An 18456-nucleotide genomic window follows, 5' to 3' on the forward strand; every position below is an offset into this window, starting at 1 on the left:
CTTCTGACTTTCTGATTAGGAAAGTCAGAAGCAATGAACTATATTTGGTATTGTATGCAGTTATTTTTTTATGTATTTGCCTTTAAAATTACCTTGTTCAAATGTTAAATGATTGCCATCAGAGGAAAATATAAATGATATAGATTCTCCATATATTTGTTCCATAACAAATCGGTTATTTCCCTTGAAAATAAGAGGTTCTTTAAACTCTCCTTTTATGATATGAACCAAAGTAGTTTTATCTTGAATAAAAACTACTTCATCTTTTTTGTCTTTTTCATAAACATAAGTTCCAACAAATTTTTCAACTTCGGTTTCTGACAATTCTATTACTGCGTCATTAAAGTATAATTTTAGTATTTCGATATATACATTATTAATATCAACTTGAGTGCCATTTGAAAGTAGCGTAAAAGCTAGATTTTCTTTTGGGAAATAAATTGAAGTAGATCTAAACTCATCTAAATGACCTCTATGTCCAAATCCATTTCGGTCATTAATTTTATATTGTAAAAGCCCCATTCCATAATTGTCTTCTATGGTTTTCATTAAAGATAAATTTTCTGTAGAAAGTAGTTTACCTGTAAATAATGCGGTTATAAATTTGTTTACATCTTTTGGAGTGGAAACAATAGCACCACTTCCAATAGTTAAAGACATGTCAGTTTCAATGAATTTGGGATGTTTTTTAGAAAAGTCATAAGAATTAGATTCGTTGTTATGTATATTTATTTGTTTTCCAGAATATGTATCTTCTAATCCTAATGGTAAAGTGATTTTCTCTTGTAAAACTTTTTCAAAAGGTTGGTTATATTTTTTCTCAATAATTTGTGATAATATGAAATAATTAGAATTACTATACTTTCCTTGTGCGTTAGGTTCAAAATCGCTTTCATAATTTGATATTATTGAAAGCATATCTTTGGGAGATTTTTGTTTTGTTCTATACTCAAAGAATTTTTCATCTCTTGTATAATCATGAATGCCACTTCTATGTTGAAGTAAATTGGCAATAGTAATCTTGCTAGCATTTTTTATGTTTGGAAAGTATTTCTCAATAGTTTCATTAAGAGATAATTTATTTTCTTCAATAGCTTTAAAAGTTAGTACAGCAGTAACTATTTTTGATACAGAACCAATTCTATATTTTGTTTTCGAATTTGCTTTCTTTTTAGATTCAATGTCGCTGTATCCTATGGTTTTTGAATAAATAGATTTTCCTTTACAAGACAATTCTAAACTTCCCATAAATTCTCCATTTTTTTCATAGATAGTTAAGAGGCTATCTACTTTTAAAGTAAAATCTTTGTTTCTTTTCTGATTTAAAGACGTATTTTTTTCCTTCTCTTTACACGAAAAAATTAATAAAACCGAAATTAATACTAAAAAATTTTTTTTCATTTTTTGATTGATTGATTGATTGATAATGCACAAAAGTATAAAAAGGTACTTTGTAATACATAGTAACACTATTGTTTAACTTTTAATTAACACACGCTTGTTAGAAATTAAAGAGTAAGATGCTTGTTTTACATGATGTGATAGGGCTGTTTACAAGCACAATAAAATTGTTCTTATCAATTTAAGTGTAAACGATGTATATGGTAAAGTTTTTTTAATTTGAAATTAGAGGACTACAACTTATGGTAAAGAAAAAAGATATAAAAGTGGAGGAAAGATCGAAAATAATGAGAAAATCTTAATCAAATCATTACTTATAACGGCTATTTAGCGGTATTTTTTTAATAATTATACTATTTTCTCCAAATCTTTTCTGTACCAAAAAAAGAGATAGCTTTTTTTAGATATAATTGGGGTTTAAAAATACTTTTTGGATTGTCTTGTTTGAAAATTAATTTGTTGTTTTGAAAATAATACTGTCCTTTCCAGTTTATTTCTTTCTTGTCTTTATTAGATGATATATTGGATAACTTTAGATAAATTAAAGAATCTTGATGAAAATAATAGCTTTCTATATTTTGAGATTTACTTGAAAATTCTGAAATAACTTTTAATAATTTTGTTTGGGTAATGTCAGTATAATACCAATCTGCACCACTCCCGATTTTTTTTCGGCTTCCTTTTTCATTAATTGTATAATCCTCTACACCAGCTCTAATACAAGTTGAATCAATTTGTTGAACGATACTATCAATTTCTTTAACGGTTAAATGGTTGTCTTGTCCATAAGCAGTAATTGATAAGTATAAAAATATAGCTATTTTTTTCATAGATTTAGTTTTTCTATTGTTAGGGTGAAATTTTCTCAAGCTAGTTCCTAAAGATTACAAGAATAGGGTCTTTTTTAGGAAATTCGTAACTCAACCTTTTTAATAGTGTAATGTCTCTTCGTATTTTGGTTTTCTAATTTTTCCGCTTTCAGTATCAATTAGTAAAGTAGTTGAATTTCCACTTCCATTTTTCATGTTCCATTTTCTAATTTGCCAATAAGTTTTATTTTCAATTTTTTCTATGTCAACTTCTAATTCAGGTAATTTGTAACCATTTTGATGCGCAATTTTTATCGCTTTGAAATAAGAAACTTTAATTTTTTTGTCAAAATCTACAATACTATCAATTTTTCCATTTTCATTGTAATATTCCCATGTTCCTACACAAAATATATTGTCTTTCGTTATCAATCCTTTTTCTTTTAGCTTTCCATTTGGATGGAATTCTTTCCAATGGTAAAGTTTTGTGTTTTTATCTTGTAAAATTGCTACATGTTTTGAGCCAGAAATGTATTTTCCATGAATAACAACAAAGTTCAAACTATCTTTACTGGTTCTATTTTCATTACTAACAAGTTTTGGATTTTGATTACTTGAAATGGGGCCTTTGAAAATTAAATCCCAACGTGAAATGGGTTTAGAAGTTTTACAACTCCAAATAGAAATTATAAAGAGAAATACAATTATATTTTTCAATTATTAAGATGTTATGTTTTTGATAATTTTAGTTGCATTAACAATGAAGTATAATCATATTGATGTAACACGTTTTCGTAATTTAGCATAAATATAAGAAAACATACTATCAATCTATCCTACTGGGAAAATTGAAGGATACAATTTTTTAGTAGGAGTTAGTTTAAATTGATTAATCCCAAATTTGAGGTCTATCGATACCCATGGCTCTTAAATAAGATAAGAAATGACCAGCATGAACCGACTCGTGATATCCAATACGAAGTAAATATTGCCCCAAAGGTTTCAACTCTCCGTTTCCTGGATGTACTATTTGAGTGTGTTCTAATTCATTTTCTGAAAATAGGCTAACACTTTTTAAGAAATTCTCACGAATAGGTTCCGCAAATTTGATTTCTTCATCGACGCTCATAAAAGGTATTCCATTCCAAGGAGTTTTATAATTTGACATGTCACTACGATTAATAATGATATTCCATCCATAATCTGCTTCTAGTACATGTCTAATCATTTCAATAGCCGTCATAGCTTTTTCATCTGGTTTCCAATGGTAAAATTCTTCGGGAAGCGCTTTCCATAGCTTAACACTTTTTCTTCTAATTTCTGTAAAGTTTAAAATAATAAGATCGGTTTGGTTCATTTTATGGATAATTTTAGAGGTGTTAGCAATGAACTATAATTAAGTTGAAGTACCAAATTTATCTGTAATTTAGGATAAATGCAAGTAAAGATATTCGATTTGGTTAACGAATGGAAATTAAGAATCCTGTTTAAAAGACATAAAGAAGTACCACACCAGTTTTTTATAAAACAAGTGGATAATTTTTATAGAATAGGATGGAAGGCTATCTAATGCATATTATTCTTTGAAAAAGACAAAAACAGAATAATTTTCGGCTAAATGTCGGCTAAATTAAAAATTAAAAAACCCTTAAGTCTTGATATTCAAGAGTTAAGGGTTTTTGCTTGTGACCTCAGGATTGACTTCGTCTCTCCTTAAAGCTTCGCTTTGAAAATTCTTATAAAAACAAAAAAACAGCAAGTTAATTTGCTGTTTTTTCTTCTTTTAAAGTATTTATTCGTGACCTCGACAGAACTCGAATTATCATAATTAGATATAATAGGGTAGAAGAGAAGGCTTTAAAAGCCTTGTAAAATATAGAATATTAGTATTTTTAATTCTTTTTGATTCTATAATATTAAAGCGATTGTCGGCTAAATGTCGGCTTTTTTTATTATGTTTACTTTTTTAAATAAACATGGCGACAATTAAATTCTTACTTCAATCTAAAAGTAATCCTGCTAATATTTACATTCGATTAATTGATGGTCGAAAAGTTGATGTTAAAACAAAAACGAATTTAATTATTAATCCATTAGATTGGAGTGAATCAAAACAACGTCCAAAGAATTTAAAGGATGTTGATTTAAAAAATCTAGATTTTGAACTGCAAGAACTTAAAACGAAGTTACTAAATTATTACAATAATAACTTAGACGATGAAATAAATTTACAGTGGCTTAAAAATTTCATTAACCCTTCGAATGATGAAATCCCAAAACTATTAGTTGCCTATTTTGACTTTTATTTAGAAGAAAGAAAAAATGATTTGAATCATAGAACAGTTCTAAAAATAAAAGTTGTTCAAAATAAATTAAAGAGCCTAGAGAAAGAGAAAAAGAAAAGCTATCTCTTAAAAGATGTCAATGTAAAGTTTAAAAAAGAGTTTGAAAATTACAATATTGAAAAAGGATATAGTAAAAACACAATTGCTAATAATCTTAAGGAAATAAAAGCTATTTGTCTTCATGCAAGGAAGCGAGGTTTGGTGATAAGTTCTGAATTGGATGAAATTAAAACCAAACAAGAAAAAGCGATTAGTGTTTATCTCACTTTTGAGGATTTAGAAAAAATTGAAAATACCGATTTTAAAATAGAGGAGCAGCAAGATGCTAGAGATTGGTTATTGATTAGTTGTTATACTGGCCAAAGAATCTCCGATTTCATGCGTTTTAAAAAAGAAATGGTAAGAACTGTTTCAGGAAAGCAATTAATTGAATTTACACAGCAAAAAACAGGTAAAAAGATGACTTTACCTTTGCATCCAAAAGTTACTGCAATCTTAAACAGAAGAGAAGGCCATTTTCCTAAAAAAATGACCGACCCTAAGTATAATGTTTTAATAAAATCTATTTGTAAAAAGTCCGGACTTTTAGATGAAGTTTTTGGTGGTAAGAATGATCAAGAAACTAATCGTAAAGTCTTTAAAGAATATAAAAAATATGAATTGGTTACCTCACATATTGGCCGCCGTTCTTTTGCAACTAATTTTTATGGTACCATACCTACTTCATTACTTATTTCTGCTACTGGACACAGTACGGAAAAGATGTTTTTGAATTATATTGGTAAAAGTAGTTCAGACCAGGCATTGGAATTGGCTAATTATTTTTAGGATTATCTGAAAATAATTAGCCAATTTTATTAAGTTTTCTTATGAATATAATTACAATTCAAAAGTTAATGCTTTAATCGCTTTTTTTGAGTACTTTTCAATATCATCCTCTAAAATTATATCTACTTTATCAAGTGTGTTAAGCAAATTTAAAGCATGGTCAAATTCTCTAAATAATTCTTTTGATTCAGGCTTTCCAATTAATAAATCATATTTCAAATTATTAGTTTCAGCTTCATTTTTAAGATCAGTAAACAAACCAAAATTTTTATATGCTTTTTCTGCAATACTTTTTGGCTCTTTTAAATCAAAACTAAGAGGTTTAACAAGATTAAGCGTTCCATTTTGCCAAGCATAATCAAAATTAAATTCATTTCCAGTTTCATTTACTACTTTGTAATTCTTATAAAACTTATCGCTATTAATATTGATTTTCTCAAAATCTAAATTAGAGAGGTAACCATAAAATTTTCTTGTCAACAAAGGTTCCTTAGTAATTGAAGCAACTGAATTTTGCCTTTCTTTCTCAAGCAAAAACTTATTTATTAAATATGAAATGGTAAAATCGATATTATCATTATTCAATAACGATTGCTTACTCTTAGAAAATTGTAAAACGCTTCCATCTCTGGGTAATATAAATTTATCAATAAATAAATCAAAATATTCAAATTTTTCTATATCAAAATCGAGTAATTCGTTCCTATTTAATTTTTCTATACAATTATCAATTTGAATTAAATAGTGCTTAATAGTTTTTTCAGAGACTATATCATAGATTGCTTTTACTCTAGATAAATTTTTTGAGTATTTGAAAATAAATTTATCTATAAAAGGGAAATAAATAAGCACACCAATATTTAAGCTTTCTCCTAATAATGCAGAATGCTGGTACTTTAAAATACTGTATGTATATTTTTTATTTTTCATTTCAACCTGTCAATTAATACTTTATTAATATGACTACAATTTTGTTTAGCCCAATAAAGGTACGCAAAAATAATATTTTTTTCACCATATTCAATACCATAAAAATCCATTTTTTCAAAAATTAAATTTAATTTTTCAATATTAAACATCCTCAGTATCTCTATGAATTCTTCAAAAAGATGTTCTTTTTTATCATTTCTTATACTTTTTAAATTTGCCCAAAATATGTGATTTTTATAATAAAAGTTATTGAAAGTATTAAAAAAATTAATGTTATTATTATCAAATGAATTTATAAAAGCTAGTGTTTGTTCATGATCAATTAACATAATTTCATCATCATTCAATAATAGATTAGGTTTATTTCTAAAACCTCCTCTATCTACGTTCATAATCAAATTATCAAAGGCAAATAAATTTTCAACTTCAAATTGTTTTAAAAATTTAGATGAAGCTAAAGAGCTCATGATTACATATCCTTCATGATATTCAGTACAAAATTTATACCCTTTATCTAGCAATTTAATTTCTTCATCATTATAAAGTCCTTTTAGATCTTTATTGTCAATCTTAATTATTCCATATTCTGGAACAGGCAAGTCAAATTCTTTAGCGAGTTCAGTTACTAATATTTCCTTTGCTATAGAAAAGTTCTCTTTAACAAATTTACTTTTATAAGTCTTCATTACATATGCTTTTTCAATTCCTTCATGATTAAAAGCATTAATTAAGATAGGTTTTGAACTCCCCCCTTTTATAACAGTTTCAAAATTATTTATTTTTAATTCCTGCATTGATTTATATTATGTAATTATGACAAAGTTAATATAGCAGTTTAGTAAGATATTTAATTTATTCAAGTTTTTTAATTATTTAAGTAAACTATTTGATTAATAATTAATTATCGTATTTTTTTTTATAATAAATAATCTAAGTTAATATTTTAATATTTTAATTATTAAAATTGTTAAATTTATTACCTTCATGATTCTTCTATTATTATTGCCAACTAATATATAGGCGCTACTACGTAGAGCCAATCTACCTGATATTGGGTGTTTATACGAAGTTTTTTGTTTTTATATTTCCAAATTTAATCTTAGTTAGACAGATTTCTCTGGAAAGTCTCTTTTAGAATTGTTTAAAATTGTTTCTTAACGTTTTCGGGCTTTGCGTTCGGTCGGGATTTCAAGTTACTCCACTTTCCGCATACCTAAAATTTTATTTAATGTAATCACATTCCTATCAGCACTTTATACCGAATTACGTATAGCCAATGTTGGGCACAGTTATTTATTTTTCTGTAGTTAGTTTATCAAATAATTTCTTCCAATTGTCTTCCATTTCCTTAGAGGCATTCTCCATTACTTTATCAAAACGATTTTGGGCAATTCTCGCAATCTCTACTTTCCAGCCTTTCCCAAGTTCAATGTTGTTTTTTGTAGCCCAAGCTTCAATTTGGTCAACTATTGGCTCGTCTTTTTTGTAATAATCTTCAAAATACTGGTCAGACCTATATTGTCTGTCAATAATTGGAATCAAACTAGTCACAGGTATTAAGTCTTCTATTTCATAATCCTTATCTCCTAAAAAGTCTGCAACACCCAATACTTTATCTTTTTCGTCTCTGTATCTGCCCTTGGTGAGTTGTTTTTGATAATCCTTACCAACACTATCAGAATCAAGTAAAACATAAGGCAAACTATCATCTCTAGAGGAAACAAGTTTAGTTACCGGCCCCATTCCACGAACACCTCCTGTAGGTATGAATACAATCTCTTTTGTGTTTTTTAATTCACCTTTTCCAATTAAGTGTCTTTTAATCAAGCTCAGATAAATCTGGTCACTTGGACCTTCGACCAAAATTGGTAAACAACCTAGTAGTAATGTGTCAGAAACAGTAAGTCCAAGAGCCGCGTGAACTGGAAAAATAGATTTCTCGGCATCTTCTTCATTATATCTCAAATTAGAAGAAACTTTTGTCCTTCCTGTTTTTGTATCGACAAATACAGCCTTCACGTTGCCAAGATTCTCCATATCAACTAAAAATGGAGAGTGAGAGGTGTATATTAATTGATTGTCTTCCGATAGTTTTCTGAAGAACTTAGCCAAATCGTATTGTGCAATTGGGTGTAATGATAATCCTGGTTCGTCTAGAAGTAGAATCGTATTAGAATGTCCTTCTTTGGTCTCTACTAGAAAGACTAAGAAAAAACTAAAGAACCATTGTAGCCCACGACTTCTTCCCTCAAGCTCAATTGGTTCAGGTCGCAAACTGTCGGAGACGTTAATTCTGAAATGACGACCATCCGCTTGAAAATCAAAAATATAGTCGCCTTGCAACCACCATTTTTTGAATTTTTGTGTTAATTGTGTCGCAGCTGAGCGTAACAAAATTCCTCTTTCCCTTTTTTTATCTGCCCATTCCCTTATTTCGTCTTCGGTTAATTCTTTTTCTTCTGTACTGACAACTTGATTATACTGATTTACCTTTTCAACAATAGTATTACTTTCATTTCCAAGTTCATATATCTCCGTTGGTGACAACTTCACATATTTAAAAAGAACGTCAAGAGTTCTTGCTTTCGCTCGTGCCGATTCTGACAGGTCATCTCTTCCAAAATCCTCTATAACTCTTGGTAAATAGATTTCACTATCTAAGTTTCCATAGTCTGAATAGTAAACAAATTTTGGTATCTCCTTGAGTACTTTTTGGTTTATCTCGGAAGTGCTTTGAATAGGTTTTCCATCAAAAGCGTCAATCATTTTTTGCAGCTTTTTAATTAAACTAAGTTCAAATATTTCAGGTAGATTTTTCTTTTTACCAAAATTTTCTTGAATGAAACTCTTAATTGATTCATTCAGTTCTAAAGTGTGAGTTTTTGAGAATAAGTCCTTTGGGAACTTTTCTATTTTGCTTTTAAGAAAAGCTTTGATACTGTCTTGTAAATCAGTCGATTCTTTCAGAAACGTTTCTGAACCATACAAGTGAGATTCAAAGCTTTCGAATAATTCTCGAACCGTTTCAGTCTCGTAACTTTCAACTTTGGAATATGGAAATTTGATATAGTATTTCCCATCATATCTTCGCTCAACTAGGACTCTCTTAATTTGTTCGGTGTCACATTTGAGTTCTCTAGCAATTTCTTCTTGAAATTTCTCTTTTAAGAGGAAGTCAGCCGCTATAAAAACGTCTTCACTATGGTTGTCAGCTTTATAATTACTGTAAAGGTGTCTTGGAAAGTCGTCTAATGGAATAATTGGTTCATTGTTTACTGGGTTTAGTTTCCAAAGTGCAATCAATAAGTTGGTTTTTCCTGCTTCATTTGTTCCAACCAAGCACGAATTATCGGAAGCTTCAATCCAATCACTTTCTTCGATTGACCGAAAATTGTAGACTTTAAATCTGTCAAGTTTTGTTTCCATATTTAGTGTTTTATCCTGTTCCTTTTAATTGTGCCCAACATTCCTGCGCTTGGCGAGGTTGCGAGCTACGGAACCGATTATTTTCTGTTAAAGATAAAATTTCTTGCGAAACGTAAACGTGAATTTACCACAAAATTCGCAATCTCGCCAAACGCTTGTTATGCACAGTTATTTATTTTCAATAAATTTAATTTCTTTAGGGAATTTCTTTTTTACTTCATTAAATATTTCGTCTTGTATTTGAGATAAAAAAGGTTTTTTAAAGGAATTGATTGGAATAGAAAAACCACATTTTACACAATCATAATTTTTTGAATACATTGTTGCGACAGTAAAAACTCCATCGTTACATTTAGGACATAACATATTCAAATTACTAACTTCATATAGACCTTTTTCATTTTTTTTCCATTCCCATATCCAGTTAATATTAGACCAGTTATCATTTTTATAATTTAAGAATTTTAAATTTTTCATTATTTTGATCACAAATAATACTATTGCGGCAATAATAAAAATGTACATTAATAATTCCCATAAATAGAATTGAATTTTGTATTCAAATAGTTTATTTAAAATGTCAATTTTGATGTATTCATTTCCGATTGACCAAATTACGGATGCAATAATTGAACAAGTTATTCCAACAAACCATTGGTTATTCAGTAATTTCATTTTTTGATATATTTATTAACAGTTATATTTTGTTTCTTTTAATGTATTTCTTATGCCAATACCGTGTATAATCGAAATATGCAAATTTCCAAGTCTATCGAGATGATGAATCTGAATTTCGTATTCACAATCTTTTATATGTTTTACACCGTTTGTTCTAGCAAATATTTTTCTCGTAGTATTGTTTTCCATAACAAAAGGAAGATGTTCATTATGCAGAATTAAATCATCAGATTTTAAATCGAATTTGATTAAAGTTGCTTTATGTCCAATATTTTCAATATCTATTGTTAATTCTCCATCTGTTCCATTATATCCGCTACTATTCAATTTTATATCTGGTCTAATCGAAAGATTCAATTTTTTATTTTCAATGTCTTTTAGGTCTTTTAATGCTGAAACCAGATTTGTTAGTTTGTCTATTTGGCTTTGCTTATCTTTATCTCTTCTAAAAAGAAATATAAAAGAGCCAACAGTTGCTAAGCTACCAATTGCTGCAATAAATTGGAAAGTTAGACTTAATGTTTTATCAGCTTCATTTTCTTCAATTATTACTCTAGTTAAAGGTGCTTTAGTAACTTTTCCACTTGTCGTACACGATGAAATCAATGTGATTAAAAATATGATTTGTAGTATGTTTTTCATAATTGTGCATAACTAATATATATGCGCTACTACATAGCGCCAATCTACCTAATATTGGGTGTATAGGCGCTATAAATAGCGTTTTTCAATATTATTTTTATTTTATAAATCATCAACCCAAGATAAAAGGAAATGGATGTTCTTAGTTTACTAATGATTATTAAAAGTAATTAAAAACTTATCTTTTGCAATTAGAAAATCGTTGTAATTTTCAAAATAATAATATTCACTTGAGTTCTTTTCGATATCCTCTGAATTAGATTTATTTAAAGCTAAATCTTCAATATTTACTTTTAATAGTAAATCAATAATGAATTCTGTATTCCAATACTCTGAAATGCAATCATGATAACACCACGTAACTAGTTGATTATTTATGATTAAATTATCTATTTTTTGAAAACAGAATTCATTATTGATTAAATATTTAAAACTATCATAATTTCCATTGTTTTCACAATGAAGGGAATAGTGTTTTACGATACTATCGTAATATTTATTTTGTAATTCTATACTATTCATGTTATTTTTTATGGATTTAGATTGCTATATTGAAAAAAATGACTGTTAACAGCATTCCCTTTTTTATTTTTTATAATTTTTAAAATAATGTTGCCAGTTTAAATTTAAAAATTCTTTAATTCCACTCGGTTCATAATTTGGATATATTTTTTTGAAATCTTCTTCGGCTAAAGTGAAACTTTCATTTCGTATCTTCCCATTAATTGCTAAATATAACAGCCCAATACTTGGTGATCTCGAAATTCCTTTATTACAATGAATTAATACTTTTTTTCCAACCTCTAAATTTTTATCAATAAAAGCTAATGAGCTTTCAAACATTTTGTTTTCAAAATATTTTGCGGTTGGAGGGTCAATCATATTTAAAATGATTTTTCTTTCTCGATAGGCAATTAGATATTCTGCATGATTTTCTGATACACTTCTTCCAGTATAACCTAATGCTTTTCTATGGCAAGGCTCTTTGCAAGCTTGTACAAAACAATAATCATTATCAAACTGATAATTTTCATAATCGGTTAAATTCCCTACAAACAAATTTTTGTCAATTTCTATCATTTAAGCTAGTATAAATATTCTAAAATTATTCATTTCCAAAAATATACCACTTATCCATTCTTTTGATAAATGTCATTTTAGCAAGCTTATTAGAGCTCTCACCATAAGCAAATTCAATTGCTGCTTTATCATTATCTATTATAGGAGCTCCCATAACTCTGCAATTAGAAACTTCATTAAGAAATTTATCTTGTTCAGTTCCTGGAAAATATTTTAATAAATATATATATTCAACTTTATTAGAGTTTTCAGCATAAGGATCAACTAAAAATTTAATATTCTTAAAGTCTTTGTTTTTAAAACTTTTGAATAAATATTCAATTAAACTTTTTGGGTTATCTTGAAAAGCAAAAGTTTGTCTTAGTTCCAATTCCGATAATGCATTTTCTAATCCATCAATTGATTTTTCAATATCGTAGATTTTTTTTGAGGCTTCAAATACTTGTTTTTCTTTAGTAGATTTTAAACGTCCTAGTTTAAAACTATTTACTGAATTTAAATGTTCTTTCGCTTTTTTAAGTTCGTTTTTTGCGTTGTCTAAATATTCGTTTAATTTTTGTCTACGTTTGTTTAAACCAACTTGTAATTTTTGCTCATGAATTTTGTTTAATTCATTTTTCTTTTCATTGTTTTCATGCTCTTTTTTCTCTTTCAGCAATTCTAGTTTTGTTTTTTCTAAATCAATTTTAGCTTTTTCTAACTCTAATTCTTCTTTGCTTTTTCCACAAGAAATTAATATTAAAACAGATAAAATAAAAAGTAGTTTTTTCGTCATAATAATTGGTTGTTTACTAAGGTTATTTATTCTCCTGTCTCTTAGGTGGTTTTAATGATGGAGTGTTTCCTGGAGTGTCTTTATTGTCTCTTTGTCGTTTGTCTGGTTCTCCTGTAGACTTTGCTATTCTTTTTGGTCCTGGTTTAAGTGACATAATCTATATTTTTAATTGTTTTACGCTAAAATACAGTATATACTTTCTATTTAATTACGGTTTTCCGTAATGAGTTTTTAATTTATATTAATTTAATCTATTGCACGGATTACAAATCTGCGTTATCTATTTGTGTCATCTATATTAATAAACATAGGTTATTTTATTATTCGAAATATTTCTGCTTTTAATTCTTTTAGGTTTTGCCTTTCAAATAAAGTATCTAAAACATTCAGATATGACTCATCTGTACAACTAACATATTTTTGAGCTTGTTTATATACAACTGCATCAACAAGCATTCTTAAATATGGAGGAAATTCATTTCTACGGTTTGCTTTTATAAACAATCTTTTACCTGACAATGGGAATAGATAATTATCAGCGTAGACTTTTGGATTATCATTTTCAAAAATTACTGGATTATCTGAACATACAGACGGTAAATTCTTGTGGCTTTCAATTATTGAATAAGGTGTTCTACATTCAAACCCTCGTAGTGAATCCATTAAAGAATTATAATATCTATAAGAAATATGGAATGGTTCTGAATTTTTGAATTTTTCTTTTATTTCATTATTGATAACCCCTTCTTTATTTTTTAGCTCTAATCCTAATGTTTCTATATCGTTATCAATAATAATTTTTTTTAACTCTTCTCTTTTATTTGGCAAACGCCAATACATTAAACTTACAAAATGATTCATTCTAGGCATATCATCATCGGTTACTCCATAATTAGTGCTATAATCTGAAAGACGAATTTTTTCAATTAAAGTTGCCATTTCATTGTCAAACTCTGCATAACATTTCTCTATAAAATCACTTTTTTTACTTCCAAAAATTACAGTGTTTGAATTCTTTTCAAAAAAGAAAGATTCTGGTGAAAATTCTTTTCCATTTTTTAAAAAACGTTTTTCCTCGACATTAAATATTTTTAAAAGACCTGAATCATTTGTAAAGCCTTTAAGGTAAAAAACAGGTAAATAATGATGTCTCCAAGAAATGTTATTCATAAGTAATAATATTTTTTCAATAGTTAGTTACTTGTTAATTAATACCAAAAATTAAATAAACTTTTTAATTTATAAATGTTTTAATTTATTAATCAATATATTTGAAATTAAGACATCAATAAAATTTTTATAAACTTAATTAATAGGCAATCATTAATTATTTATTTTTATTAATAATTGCTTTTTTTTCTAGCTTTATAGTTAAATTTTTGATTTGCATGTTTTTTTGTTTAATAATTTTATCTTTTTCTTTTGATTCTATTGTAAAGTATACCCCTGCAGCTGCTATTAATAAAATAAGTATTGAATAAAAAATGTTTGCTAGAGTTTTTGTTTTTGTCCAAATATTTTTTAATCTAATTTTATTATTTTCTTCAACATAACCACCACGTTCTAAAAATATTAGTCCTGAATAAGTTATTCTACAATAATATGGAGGTGTTAATTGTGATTCATTATATTTATCTAAAACTTTCTTGTCAATATAACCATCAATAAATAATTTATCTACAATGGGTGTAAGTTCTCTTCCTTCTATTACGTTTTTGACATTTTCGAATAAATCTTTTGAAGCAATGAATTCAGGAGCTTCTGATATTTTTTTTAATATTAAATCTAATTTTACTGTCGGTTTTATTGTCATAGATTGTTTAAACATTATGTTTTGCAAAACTGCTCGTAAATTGTATATAAACTATAAAAACAATCATTAATCTATATTTTTTAGATTTATAAACGATGTTCACTTCTCAAATATACCCCATCACTTTTAAAATTCCTATACGTATAAATACGTATTTTTACCTGTTTTTTGTACGTATTTATACGTATATTTTAACAAAATCTATAAAAATCCTGTAAGCATTTTAACAAATAAATTCTTTTACTTTGTTCCTGTTTGTTTCTTGTTTTAAGAATTAAGTACTTTTATAGTATTATTAATTTAAAACAATTTTATTATGAAAAAAATGGAATTTTTTCAATTTCAAAAGCTAACCAACAAACATTTAAAAACAATCAAAGGCGGTGATGATACCACAACAACGACCGATGTTGAAGAAGATATCGATAGAGGTGGCGGAAGACCTAAAACAAATGGGAACGGTTAAAAAATGACAAAAAGAATAATTGCTTCATTCCTGGTACTTGTATCAGGAATGATTCTATTAAGTGACTTATATGTAAGTCATTACCATATTGAATTTAAAAATATTTACGGATTTAACTCTACTTCAAACTTTGTATTTTGGTTATCTATGATGGTAAGCCAATTACTACTTATTATTGCTGCACAATTTAAACCTTATAGAATAAGTTATTTAGCCCCAATCTATTTAATTTCTCTATCTCTTTACTGGATTTTTTTCTCAAACGATTACGACAACAAATCTTATTTTAACCTTTATGTGCTTGGGTTCTCTTTAGCATTGTTAATCATAGTTTCTTTAATATCTATGATTGTAAACAAAGAAAAAATAGAAACCGAAAACAAGAATGCTAAATTAAAATTGCTTGAAAATATCTTTGATTTAACTGTTTTAAAAATCAAGAAAAAGTAGATTAGAATTAATGAGTTTAAAGAATAATAAACCAATTTCTACATATAAAGAACTTAACTTTATAGTTTCTGAAGCTATCGACAAGCTCGAACGCGGTTTGTTGACAGATCAGGAGTATGAAGCTATTATTCTAAACGTGGAAAAGGAAATGAAAAAAATAAAAAGCATTAAGAAAGATAATGCTTTGCGAGACTTTTTCTGGAAAATAATTAATTAATAGTCTTTGAATATATAAATGACAAGCACGTTTTTTAGTTGTCTATTTCTTCCTCTTCTAAATTGATTTTACTTAATTCTTCCTCTAAAATACTTTGAATTTCATTGATTATTGTTAGATAGCTTTTATTATCTTTTTCATCAATTACTAAATTATTGTATTCATTTTCTATAGAAGCTGCAAAGTTAAGGGCATTTTGTCTTATCAAATTCATTTCATTTGTAATACTCATTGCTAATCTAAGTATAGGGTCTAATCTTGGGTCAAAAATCATTTTTTTGTTTCTTAACATATTAGCCTCAGTGATGAATTTTTTTAAAACTTCTGTATTAATTTTTTCTAAATCTGTTTCTTTAATGAGGTTGTTATTCTCATCATAATTTTCATTGATTATTTCGTGATACTTTTCTATTGTATTTTTCGCTAAATCAGCTTCATTGAAATCAGAATCTGAGAAGCCACCAAATCTTTCCATATGAAAAGCAGTCATAAATTCTGTTAAGTTATCCATAAGCGTTGTTAGATTTTCTATAACAGATTTCTTTTTTTTAAATATATCTTCTGAATGATAATTATATGTGTTGTAAAGCTCATGAAAGTACTCTGTTAGGAAATCTAAAACATCATAAAGTCTACTAAAATTCTCAATCCAATTTTTTTTATGACTTAAAAAGAAACCAAAGCCATTATAAATTCCGAGTCTATCAAATTCTAATATTCTAGTGTAATTTTTAGTGGAAGTCCGTTTTAAGATATTTGTCTGAAAAGGAAACTCTTTTTCTTTTTCAAAATAATTTTTAAGTCTTTCTGCTTTAAATTTTATATCAGATTGAATCTCTTTTAAATCAATTTTTAATAAGCTTAATCTATTGTAAAGATCTTTTTTTTCATTCAAAATTCTTAAATTTCTTTCTCTTTTTATTCCTTTTTGAAACTGATCTATTTGAATTTCATTTGCTTTAATTTGCATATAGAAAGCTAAAAATGTAAGAAAAACACCTGCTAAGGCGATAAATGGATTCATAATTCCACCAATGGTATCTCCAATTGGGCCAGTATTTGTAAAGTTGAATTTTTCTGAATGTGCTGGTAACGTAAGTATAAGAGGAGATATGAAAGAAAATATAATAGTTAAAAAAGAAATTACTAAAATAATTTTAGTAACAAAATCCCAATGCACAATCCTTCTTTTGTTTTCTTTCATTTTGACTTTATTGAATTTAACTAACAAAAATTACTTCTTTTGACCTTTCAAACTCTTCGCTTTTTCTAAATTCTCTTTTAAATTTAAGTATTCGAAGTGTTCTTCCAGCTCTTTAAAAATGATGTTCGATTGATCTACTTTTTGTTCAATGCGAGCCAAAGCTTCATCGTGTTTAATTTCTTTGGTTAAAGCTTCAATTTTGTCTTTATACATTGCAATAAGTTCGTCTCTTAACTGAATTTCTTTAGCAATGTTTTCTGTATTTGTATCTGCTTTAGTGGTTGTTTTTGGCCCAGCTAAAGCATTTTTTTTGTCCGATAAATCAGTATTGATGAATTCATCTATTGTAATATTGAAGTATTCACAAATTCTTTGAATAGTATCTATTTTAGGAAGAGCTTTCTTTGAAACATATGAACTTACAGAGCTCTTTTTTAAATCAAACATAGCCCCAAATTCATCTTGCGAGCTTCTTACTTTATTCACTAAATAAGAAATATTTTCCGAAATGTAGTTTTTCATACAAATTTTTTAATTTACAAAACATTGATTATCAGTATTTTAAATAATTATTAGAAAAATATCCTAAAATTAATTAGAAAATTATCCGAACAATTAGAAAAATATTCATAGGTTTGTCGTATCAAAGTACGAAAAAATAATGACTGTAGCAGAATATCAAAAGATGAGGAACGAGAAAATAAAATCTCGATATGAGGAAGTAAAAAAAATTACTGGAAGAGGGAATAAGGCTCTTTCAGTAACTGCTACGGAGTTTGGCTTAAGTACTCATGCAATAGATAAAATTATTTATCCAAGAACCAAAACTAAAACTGTGCCAAACGAGGAAGAAGTAGAAATAAATAATAAACACAACTCATAAAATGAACCTTAAATAACAGCACTTGAACATTTTACAAATTGTAGTTTGTCCATGGTCAATGTGGTTTAAATGGTTTAACAATAGGATTAATGTTACAGCATTAATCCGTGAATAACTAAATGGGTTGTGTTTTTTACCAAAGATGAAAAATAAAAAATATGAGTGTTCAAAGCAATAATGAAGACGAGTTAATCAACTTGTTAAACTCTGAAAGAGAAACTAAAGGATTATACCATACGGCTACAAAAGAAATTAGAGAAATTCTTATAGAGCCATGCGATTACCATGATAAAGTTTCTAAAATAGCCGGTGTATTACATCGTTTAACGTACGATTTTGGTAAACAAGAAGGGAAAGAAGAAAGTGAACTAAAATTAAAAGTAAGGCAGTACAAACAAAAAACCTTACTAGATTAGAAAGATATAGAAATAAGAATATACACACTCCCAACACTTCACGCTTAACAAGCAGTATAAAAGTTTTGAATTTGTTCATATGATTTTAGGTTA

Annotated in this window: 23 protein-coding genes; 6 read left to right on the plus strand and 17 right to left on the minus strand. The window is 27.4% G+C overall.

Annotation, left to right across the window (positions count from 1 at the left end; translation table 11 throughout):
* Window positions 1-60: 60 nt before the first annotated feature.
* From CX675_RS11920 to CX675_RS11935, 4 genes are all read right to left on the minus strand, one after another.
* A complete protein-coding gene (locus CX675_RS11920) occupies window positions 61-1401 on the minus strand; it encodes a serine hydrolase (protein WP_130735466.1) in 1341 nt (446 codons plus the stop codon).
* Between the two features lie 353 nt (window positions 1402-1754).
* On the minus strand, window positions 1755-2231 hold the full coding sequence (locus CX675_RS11925) for a hypothetical protein (RefSeq protein WP_130735467.1): 477 nt from the start codon (window positions 2229-2231) through the stop codon (window positions 1755-1757).
* A gap of 99 nt (window positions 2232-2330) precedes the next feature.
* Window positions 2331-2927, minus strand: coding sequence for a hypothetical protein (locus CX675_RS11930; protein ID WP_130735468.1), 597 nt, complete (start codon window positions 2925-2927; stop codon window positions 2331-2333).
* A gap of 172 nt (window positions 2928-3099) precedes the next feature.
* On the minus strand, window positions 3100-3567 hold the full coding sequence (locus CX675_RS11935) for a DinB family protein (protein WP_130735469.1): 468 nt from the start codon (window positions 3565-3567) through the stop codon (window positions 3100-3102).
* A 619-nt stretch (window positions 3568-4186) separates the two neighbouring features.
* Here CX675_RS11935 and CX675_RS11940 point away from each other — a divergent pair.
* A complete protein-coding gene (locus tag CX675_RS11940) occupies window positions 4187-5383 on the plus strand; it encodes a phage integrase SAM-like domain-containing protein (protein ID WP_130735470.1) in 1197 nt (398 codons plus the stop codon).
* A 51-nt stretch (window positions 5384-5434) separates the two neighbouring features.
* On the opposite strand, the gene CX675_RS11945 is transcribed toward CX675_RS11940, so the two are convergent.
* From CX675_RS11945 to CX675_RS11990, 11 genes are all read right to left on the minus strand, one after another.
* The gene (locus tag CX675_RS11945; RefSeq protein ID WP_130735471.1) at window positions 5435-6313 is read right to left on the minus strand and encodes a DUF3037 domain-containing protein; all 879 of its coding nucleotides are present in this window, start codon (window positions 6311-6313) and stop codon (window positions 5435-5437) included.
* Window positions 6310-7107: a HipA family kinase gene (locus CX675_RS11950; RefSeq protein ID WP_130735472.1), complete on the minus strand. Its 798-nt coding sequence runs from the start codon at window positions 7105-7107 to the stop codon at window positions 6310-6312. The genes CX675_RS11945 and CX675_RS11950 overlap by 4 nt, the downstream gene beginning before the upstream one ends.
* Before the next feature lie 499 nt (window positions 7108-7606).
* Window positions 7607-9739, minus strand: a complete 2133-nt coding sequence (locus CX675_RS11955) for an AAA family ATPase (protein WP_130735473.1) — start codon at window positions 9737-9739, stop codon at window positions 7607-7609.
* 168 nt (window positions 9740-9907) lie between these two features.
* Window positions 9908-10414, minus strand: coding sequence for a hypothetical protein (locus CX675_RS11960; protein WP_130735474.1), 507 nt, complete (start codon window positions 10412-10414; stop codon window positions 9908-9910).
* Between the two features lie 15 nt (window positions 10415-10429).
* Complete coding sequence (locus CX675_RS11965; RefSeq protein WP_130735475.1) at window positions 10430-11059, minus strand: hypothetical protein; 630 nt, start codon at window positions 11057-11059, stop codon at window positions 10430-10432.
* A 150-nt stretch (window positions 11060-11209) separates the two neighbouring features.
* Window positions 11210-11581 (minus strand): hypothetical protein, encoded by a 372-nt coding sequence (locus CX675_RS11970; protein WP_130735476.1) that lies wholly within the window; start codon window positions 11579-11581, stop codon window positions 11210-11212.
* 63 nt (window positions 11582-11644) lie between these two features.
* Window positions 11645-12139 (minus strand): dual specificity protein phosphatase, encoded by a 495-nt coding sequence (locus tag CX675_RS11975; RefSeq protein ID WP_130735477.1) that lies wholly within the window; start codon window positions 12137-12139, stop codon window positions 11645-11647.
* 25 nt (window positions 12140-12164) lie between these two features.
* Window positions 12165-12914, minus strand: a complete 750-nt coding sequence (locus CX675_RS11980) for a hypothetical protein (protein ID WP_130735478.1) — start codon at window positions 12912-12914, stop codon at window positions 12165-12167.
* Window positions 12915-12936: 22 nt separating this feature from the next.
* The gene (locus tag CX675_RS20260) at window positions 12937-13068 is read right to left on the minus strand and encodes a hypothetical protein (protein ID WP_255509226.1); all 132 of its coding nucleotides are present in this window, start codon (window positions 13066-13068) and stop codon (window positions 12937-12939) included.
* Window positions 13069-13226: 158 nt separating this feature from the next.
* On the minus strand, window positions 13227-14084 hold the full coding sequence (locus CX675_RS11985; RefSeq protein ID WP_130735479.1) for a DUF4238 domain-containing protein: 858 nt from the start codon (window positions 14082-14084) through the stop codon (window positions 13227-13229).
* Window positions 14085-14241: 157 nt separating this feature from the next.
* Entirely contained in the window at window positions 14242-14727 is a 486-nt protein-coding gene (locus tag CX675_RS11990) for a hypothetical protein (RefSeq protein ID WP_130735480.1), read from the minus strand.
* Window positions 14728-15043: 316 nt separating this feature from the next.
* Here CX675_RS11990 and CX675_RS11995 point away from each other — a divergent pair, with 316 nt between their 5' ends.
* Genes CX675_RS11995 through CX675_RS12005 form a run of 3 tightly spaced genes read left to right on the plus strand, consistent with a single transcriptional unit; the run spans window position 15044 to window position 15860 of the window.
* Entirely contained in the window at window positions 15044-15193 is a 150-nt protein-coding gene (locus CX675_RS11995) for a ComC/BlpC family leader-containing pheromone/bacteriocin (protein WP_130735481.1), read from the plus strand.
* A gap of 3 nt (window positions 15194-15196) precedes the next feature.
* Window positions 15197-15643 carry a hypothetical protein gene (locus CX675_RS12000; RefSeq protein ID WP_130735482.1) on the plus strand — a complete coding sequence of 149 codons (447 nt, stop codon included), beginning with the start codon at window positions 15197-15199 and terminating at the stop codon, window positions 15641-15643.
* Window positions 15644-15653: 10 nt separating this feature from the next.
* On the plus strand, window positions 15654-15860 hold the full coding sequence (locus CX675_RS12005) for a hypothetical protein (protein WP_130735483.1): 207 nt from the start codon (window positions 15654-15656) through the stop codon (window positions 15858-15860).
* A gap of 34 nt (window positions 15861-15894) precedes the next feature.
* Here the strand turns inward: CX675_RS12005 and CX675_RS12010 are convergent, their stop codons facing one another.
* Window positions 15895-17064, minus strand: a complete 1170-nt coding sequence (locus tag CX675_RS12010; RefSeq protein ID WP_130735484.1) for a hypothetical protein — start codon at window positions 17062-17064, stop codon at window positions 15895-15897.
* A 30-nt stretch (window positions 17065-17094) separates the two neighbouring features.
* Window positions 17095-17586, minus strand: coding sequence for a helix-turn-helix domain-containing protein (locus tag CX675_RS12015; RefSeq protein WP_130735485.1), 492 nt, complete (start codon window positions 17584-17586; stop codon window positions 17095-17097).
* 139 nt (window positions 17587-17725) lie between these two features.
* Between CX675_RS12015 and CX675_RS12020 the strand changes: the two genes are divergently transcribed.
* Complete coding sequence (locus tag CX675_RS12020) at window positions 17726-17947, plus strand: hypothetical protein (protein ID WP_130735486.1); 222 nt, start codon at window positions 17726-17728, stop codon at window positions 17945-17947.
* 158 nt (window positions 17948-18105) lie between these two features.
* Complete coding sequence (locus CX675_RS12025) at window positions 18106-18363, plus strand: hypothetical protein (protein WP_130735487.1); 258 nt, start codon at window positions 18106-18108, stop codon at window positions 18361-18363.
* Window positions 18364-18456: the final 93 nt, after the last annotated feature.

It is taken from the genome of Flavobacterium sp. J27 (genome assembly GCF_004303025.1).
In the GTDB taxonomy this organism is placed as follows: Bacteria; Bacteroidota; Bacteroidia; order Flavobacteriales; family Flavobacteriaceae; genus Flavobacterium.

What these genes read in the sequence shown, in the direction of transcription:
- CX675_RS11920 (WP_130735466.1), bottom strand. Translation starts at nt 1,401, where the DNA reads ATGAAAAAAAATTTTTTAGTATTAATTTCGGTTTTATTAATTTTTTCG.
- CX675_RS11925 (WP_130735467.1), bottom strand. Translation starts at nt 2,231, where the DNA reads ATGAAAAAAATAGCTATATTTTTATACTTATCAATTACTGCTTATGGA.
- CX675_RS11935 (WP_130735469.1), bottom strand. Translation starts at nt 3,567, where the DNA reads ATGAACCAAACCGATCTTATTATTTTAAACTTTACAGAAATTAGAAGA.
- CX675_RS11940 (WP_130735470.1), top strand. Translation starts at nt 4,187, where the DNA reads ATGGCGACAATTAAATTCTTACTTCAATCTAAAAGTAATCCTGCTAAT.
- CX675_RS11945 (WP_130735471.1), bottom strand. Translation starts at nt 6,313, where the DNA reads ATGAAAAATAAAAAATATACATACAGTATTTTAAAGTACCAGCATTCT.
- CX675_RS11950 (WP_130735472.1), bottom strand. Translation starts at nt 7,107, where the DNA reads ATGCAGGAATTAAAAATAAATAATTTTGAAACTGTTATAAAAGGGGGG.
- CX675_RS11955 (WP_130735473.1), bottom strand. Translation starts at nt 9,739, where the DNA reads ATGGAAACAAAACTTGACAGATTTAAAGTCTACAATTTTCGGTCAATC.
- CX675_RS11960 (WP_130735474.1), bottom strand. Translation starts at nt 10,414, where the DNA reads ATGAAATTACTGAATAACCAATGGTTTGTTGGAATAACTTGTTCAATT.
- CX675_RS11965 (WP_130735475.1), bottom strand. Translation starts at nt 11,059, where the DNA reads ATGAAAAACATACTACAAATCATATTTTTAATCACATTGATTTCATCG.
- CX675_RS11970 (WP_130735476.1), bottom strand. Translation starts at nt 11,581, where the DNA reads ATGAATAGTATAGAATTACAAAATAAATATTACGATAGTATCGTAAAA.
- CX675_RS11975 (WP_130735477.1), bottom strand. Translation starts at nt 12,139, where the DNA reads ATGATAGAAATTGACAAAAATTTGTTTGTAGGGAATTTAACCGATTAT.
- CX675_RS11980 (WP_130735478.1), bottom strand. Translation starts at nt 12,914, where the DNA reads ATGACGAAAAAACTACTTTTTATTTTATCTGTTTTAATATTAATTTCT.
- CX675_RS20260 (WP_255509226.1), bottom strand. Translation starts at nt 13,068, where the DNA reads ATGTCACTTAAACCAGGACCAAAAAGAATAGCAAAGTCTACAGGAGAA.
- CX675_RS11985 (WP_130735479.1), bottom strand. Translation starts at nt 14,084, where the DNA reads ATGAATAACATTTCTTGGAGACATCATTATTTACCTGTTTTTTACCTT.
- CX675_RS11990 (WP_130735480.1), bottom strand. Translation starts at nt 14,727, where the DNA reads ATGACAATAAAACCGACAGTAAAATTAGATTTAATATTAAAAAAAATA.
- CX675_RS11995 (WP_130735481.1), top strand. Translation starts at nt 15,044, where the DNA reads ATGAAAAAAATGGAATTTTTTCAATTTCAAAAGCTAACCAACAAACAT.
- CX675_RS12000 (WP_130735482.1), top strand. Translation starts at nt 15,197, where the DNA reads ATGACAAAAAGAATAATTGCTTCATTCCTGGTACTTGTATCAGGAATG.
- CX675_RS12005 (WP_130735483.1), top strand. Translation starts at nt 15,654, where the DNA reads ATGAGTTTAAAGAATAATAAACCAATTTCTACATATAAAGAACTTAAC.
- CX675_RS12010 (WP_130735484.1), bottom strand. Translation starts at nt 17,064, where the DNA reads ATGAAAGAAAACAAAAGAAGGATTGTGCATTGGGATTTTGTTACTAAA.
- CX675_RS12015 (WP_130735485.1), bottom strand. Translation starts at nt 17,586, where the DNA reads ATGAAAAACTACATTTCGGAAAATATTTCTTATTTAGTGAATAAAGTA.
- CX675_RS12020 (WP_130735486.1), top strand. Translation starts at nt 17,726, where the DNA reads ATGACTGTAGCAGAATATCAAAAGATGAGGAACGAGAAAATAAAATCT.
- CX675_RS12025 (WP_130735487.1), top strand. Translation starts at nt 18,106, where the DNA reads ATGAGTGTTCAAAGCAATAATGAAGACGAGTTAATCAACTTGTTAAAC.